The sequence below is a fragment of the Microseira sp. BLCC-F43 genome (assembly GCF_041929235.1).
Taxonomy (GTDB): Bacteria; Cyanobacteriota; Cyanobacteriia; order Cyanobacteriales; family Aerosakkonemataceae; genus Microseira.
In genome coordinates, this window is record NZ_JBHFNP010000101.1 from 1 (window position 1) to 4,768 (window position 4,768).

Here is a 4,768-nt window from a genome sequence, read left to right on the forward strand (position 1 = left end):
GGAGAATCCGCGCCATCTGTGTAAATCGGAGAAAGCTTTAAAGAGGTTGCAGCGCCGGGTTTCCAGAAAGGAAAAGGGGTCTCGCAATCGTAAGCGCGCGATTAATCGGTTAGGACGCAAGCATTTAAAAGTTTCCCGCCAGCGTAAAGAGCAATGCCCGTTAAAACGGCATTGTGCGTCGTAAAATCTAACGATTTTGTGGCGGTAGAGAAACTGCAAGTGAAGAACATGGTGAAGCATCACCATCCCCCCGCCTGAGGCACCCCCCTGATTAAGGGGGGTTGGGGGGGATGCGATGCTGCAAGGGTCGCAATTTACCCAATGGCTGCAATATTTGGGCAAGGTTTATGGTCGGGTTGTGGTGGCGGTGCCGCCACAATATACGAGCCAAGATTGCTCTGGTTGCGGTCAAAAAGTGAAAAAGTCGCTGTCTATTCGCACTCACGTTTGTCAATGTGGATGCTTCCTTAACCGCGACCATAATGCGGCTATTAATATTTTGGATAAGGCACACCAAGCAAACTGGTTATCAGCTGTCAAATACCGTGGGACCCAGGTCAATTCACGCTTGGGGAGATGAGATCCTCTGTTCAGATTTGGCAACAAGTCTGGGTAAGATCTCTCGATGAGCCAAGAATCCCCGCGCCTTCAGGCCGGGGAGTGTCAATACAAGATACCCTTCCATGAACCCAAACCATTATCAGTCAAGCCTCAAGATTTGGCATTAGCTACCTTGGCAGCTGGATCTCAGGGGTTATTAGTGCCATATAGTCAGGCACTCTTTGACGCAATTTTTGCCAAAGGGTTAGCGATCGATGATGCTATTCTGACAGCGATCGCCACAAACCTTGGTATATCGCAGACCGATTTTCAATCTCATCTCAAGTCAAATGATACGCAAAATCAACTCGATCTCCTCACTGAAGAAGCATTCAATCGAGGTGTATTTGGAGTCCCAACCTTTCTCTTTGGCTCAGAAATGTTTTGGGGCAACGATCGACTTGTCCTGCTTCAACATTACTTGAAAAAATCTTCTTGATTAAACTGATAGATCGCCAATGTCAGAGAATTGTGACAACTGTAGCGGTGAAATTCCTGCACCCTCACGCTCTCAAATGGGGAAATTTAAGACTCAAGTTCAATTCTGAGTTTTCCACTTATCTAAGTGTAATTTAGATAAAAGTAATACATGTAACCGGGTAAAACTAGCATCCATTCCCAGGTTGGATCGCTTAAAGTTGAGACTATACAGCAGCAAGCGTAAGTCCAGGTCCTATGAACAACGATATTTTCAAGTTAACTGTTTCTAATTATACAAGTGCGCTCGTTGGCGGCGGCTTTAGCGGTTCTCTAGTTGCAGCAAATCTGTTGCGAACTGCAACCGTGCCACTCTTGCTCAGGTAGGTTCTTTTCTTTACAATGACTTAATCTTTTCTCATGGCAATCTTACTGCTTGAAGACAGCACCCTTGATGGCGAGGGGGAAGCGATCGCGCGCGAACTCGCTCCCCTCGGCATTCGCCTCAAACACTACGACCCAGGAACATCGCTCCTCTTCCCAGACCTCCTCGCACAGGATATTTTGGCAGAACCTGAGAAGCACCAGATCCTAGAACTCCACGACAGCTTGTTTGAATTCCTCAAGCAAGAAGGCGGCTATCTTTGGAGCGATTTGCTGGTTTTGCATCCAGGTTCGCCCAATCTCGCCATGCTGGTCGCAACCTACAGCCGTTACCATAATCACACCGCCGCCGAAGCCCTCTACCTGCTGGCAGGGGAAGCGATTTTCGGCTTTTTGCGGCCCAATGGCAGTCAGGTACAGCTGTTGCTGCAAGCCCAGGATTATCTGCACATTCCCGCTGGAGTCGAGCATTGGTTTACTCCTGCAGCATCGTTGCATTGCAAAGCGGTGCGCTACTTTACAACGGTTGAAGGTTGGGTGCCGCAATATACCGGGACTCAGTGGAGCGATTACCTTGGAAAGCTGCGTTAGGTGGTTGGCATCATTTCCATATCCATCATCTTGCAGCACTCAGCGCACTTGTAACAAGCGGTAGCGCATTCCATCATCTTGGCGTCGTCGCCCATCATTTCGCAAGCTTTGGCGCATTTTTCGCACATTTGGGCGCACAGCATACAGGTGCTGGTCATGAACTCGGAACCGCCGATCGTCATGTTCATGCACATCATGCACATTTGGGCGCAATCGCGCATCATGCCCATCATGGTTGCGTCCATGTACTTGCCACCTTTGGTCATGCAGTAAGTCATGGTTTCCATGCAAGTTTTCTGGCACTCCATCAAAGCTTGCATACAGGTCTGCATGGTAGGCGTCATGGATTGGGTCATCATCATCATCATATGCGATTCCTCAATTTCCTTCTTAATCGATGAATTGATGGGGATTGTCCGCTGATGGACTTATCTAGGAAAGAGTAATTCCGTAATTTTGAATATTCAATAGGGTTGGCGATCGCTTAAAGCTTAAATTACACTAATCCGATTTTTTTAGTGTAATTTAAATCAAAATCTCACCTTCAGTCGCAATATTGTGACTGAGATATTGGTAAATAAAAGGTTACAAATCTCCCATTGGAAGGTAGACATTTGCGAGAAAAATCATCTTTTAAAAAAGGAGCGAGATAAAAAATAGCTTTTGTTACAGTTTGATGTTAGGATGTCTTGACAATTAGCCCCCTCTATGTAGGGCAAGAAATACGGTAAATCGGTAGAAATACCGTGTATAATAGCCACGAGAAGGGCAGGACTCAATTGAAATCAGTAGTTTAGGTTCTAGGAAGCGATCGCTTTCCGAGGTGAAATAATGGCACACGCATGTTGCGGCCCCGGTTATGCCTCCCCAGAAGCAGCGATAAAAGCAGACCGAGAAAAGCTGCTTTATACCATTGCTCTCTACACCGGAACGGGAATTGAAGCACCCGACTATTTAGCAACGGTCGATGTTGACCCCGCATCTCCCACCTACTCCCAGGTCATTCATCGCCTACCCATGCCCTACATTGGCGACGAATTGCACCACTTTGGTTGGAATGCTTGCAGTTCTTGTCACGGAGATGCCAGCAAATCCCGGCGATTTTTGGTGATTCCGGCAATCCGCTCTAGTCGCATCTATATTTTGGATACGGCTGACCCCAAAGCACCCAAAATTCATAAGGTAATTGAAGCGGATGAAATTAAGGAAAAAGTCAATCTCACCGCTCCCCATACGGTTCACTGTTTGGCAAATAGTCAGGTCATGATCTCGATGTTGGGAGACAGCGAGGGAAACGGCCCAGGCGGCTTTTTACTATTAGATGAAAACTTTGATATTGCCGGTCGCTGGGAACATCAAGCCGATGCCATGAAGTTTAATTATGACTTCTGGTATCAACCGCGCCATAACATCATGGTTAGCAGCGAATGGGGCGCACCCAAAACCTTTTATCCCGGCTTCGATTTGAACGATGTTTCTGCCGGAAATTACGGTCGCCAACTGCATTTTTGGGATTGGCAAACCCACGACATCGTACAAAGTTTTGATTTGGGTGAAGAAGGATTAATTCCTTTAGAAGTCCGGTTTCATCACAATCCCGATAGCACGCATGGATATGTAGGAGCCGCACTCAGCAGCAATATCTGGCACTGGCACAAAAATAACGGACATTGGCAAGTTAATAAAGCGGTAGATATCCCTGCAATTGAGTTGGAAGGTTGGCCTATCCCCGTTCCTTCGCTGATTACAGATTTGCTAATTTCTTTGGATGACCGCTATCTCTACTTTTCTAATTGGCTGCACGGCGATATTCGCCAATACGATATCAGCGATCCGGCTAATCCTCGGCTGACGGGTCAAGTTTGGTGCGGCGGTTTATTGGGTAAAAGCGGCGAATTTAAAGGACATAAATTGGTCGGGGGGCCGCAAATGTTGCAACTGAGTTTAGATGGCAAGCGGCTTTATGCAACGAACTCGCTATTTAGTACTTGGGATAATCAGTTTTATCCAGAATTGGCTAAATCGGGTTCCTATATTCTGCAAATTGACTGCGATACTGAAAAGGGCGGACTTTCTATTAATCCGGACTTTTATCTTGATTTCGGTGCTGAACCGAATGGGCCATCCCGCGCTCATGAGATGCGCTATCCAGGAGGCGATTGTACTTCGGATATTTGGATTTAGTTAGGATGGTGAAACGTTATCGGATTGAATTGTTGAATCGCAATGGGTTCGCAATAGAAGTTCCGGAAAATCAGTACATTTTAGAGGCAGTTGAGCAAGCGGGATTGCGCTTACCCGTTGGCTGTCGTTATGGTGCTTGTATTACTTGCGCGGCTAAGTTGATTCAAGGTGAAGTGGAACAGTCGGCGGCAATTTGTCTGAAACCGGAACAGATTGCTATGGGTTATGTTTTGCTTTGCGTCGCTTATCCCCGTTCTGATTGTCAGTTTGAAGTGGGTAGAGAATGTCAGGATGCTTTGTATGTTAATCCGTTTAAAACAGAGATTTGATCCCCCCTAACCCCCCTTAAATAAGGGGGGAAATTTGCCATAGTTCCTACATTTATTTCCAGGAATTACGCAAAGTTTCTATATGTAGGGTGCGTTAGCGATCGCGTAACGCACCATCTACCATTTAGTATCGTTGTGTAATACAAAATCTGCTTCCATGAGACCCCTTATTTAACCGCGAACGCGAGTGCGTGCGCGCAGCGCATAGACGCGATAGCGAAGCGAAACGCGATAGCGTTTTAGGACACAAAGAAAGAAGAAGA

Annotated in this window: 7 protein-coding genes; 6 read left to right on the forward strand and 1 reads right to left on the reverse strand. The window is 46.6% G+C overall.

All coding sequences use genetic code 11. The features are described 5' to 3' along the window. Positions 1–46: 46 nt before the first annotated feature. The 4 genes from ACE1CM_RS15215 (at position 47) to ACE1CM_RS15230 (ending at position 1,992) form a co-directional block, all read left to right on the forward strand. Entirely contained in the window at positions 47–184 is a 138-nt protein-coding gene (locus ACE1CM_RS15215) for a hypothetical protein (protein ID WP_374878362.1), read from the forward strand. Between the two features lie 111 nt (positions 185–295). After that, the gene (locus ACE1CM_RS15220; protein ID WP_374878356.1) at positions 296–580 is read left to right on the forward strand and encodes a zinc ribbon domain-containing protein; all 285 of its coding nucleotides are present in this window, start codon (positions 296–298) and stop codon (positions 578–580) included. A gap of 45 nt (positions 581–625) precedes the next feature. Beyond that, positions 626–1,039, forward strand: coding sequence for a DsbA family protein (locus tag ACE1CM_RS15225; RefSeq protein WP_374878357.1), 414 nt, complete (start codon positions 626–628; stop codon positions 1,037–1,039). 398 nt (positions 1,040–1,437) lie between these two features. Beyond that, a complete protein-coding gene (locus ACE1CM_RS15230) occupies positions 1,438–1,992 on the forward strand; it encodes an acireductone dioxygenase (protein WP_374878358.1) in 555 nt (184 codons plus the stop codon). Here the strand turns inward: ACE1CM_RS15230 and ACE1CM_RS15235 are convergent. Beyond that, positions 1,989–2,324, reverse strand: a complete 336-nt coding sequence (locus tag ACE1CM_RS15235) for a four-helix bundle copper-binding protein (RefSeq protein WP_374878359.1) — start codon at positions 2,322–2,324, stop codon at positions 1,989–1,991. The genes ACE1CM_RS15230 and ACE1CM_RS15235 overlap by 4 nt on opposite strands. 499 nt (positions 2,325–2,823) lie before the next feature. Between ACE1CM_RS15235 and ACE1CM_RS15240 the strand changes: the two genes are divergently transcribed. Both ACE1CM_RS15240 and ACE1CM_RS15245 read left to right on the forward strand, forming a co-directional pair. Continuing rightward, a complete protein-coding gene (locus ACE1CM_RS15240; RefSeq protein WP_374878360.1) occupies positions 2,824–4,176 on the forward strand; it encodes a selenium-binding family protein in 1,353 nt (450 codons plus the stop codon). 5 nt (positions 4,177–4,181) lie between these two features. Beyond that, positions 4,182–4,505, forward strand: a complete 324-nt coding sequence (locus tag ACE1CM_RS15245) for a 2Fe-2S iron-sulfur cluster-binding protein (protein ID WP_374878361.1) — start codon at positions 4,182–4,184, stop codon at positions 4,503–4,505. Positions 4,506–4,768 lie beyond the last annotated feature (263 nt).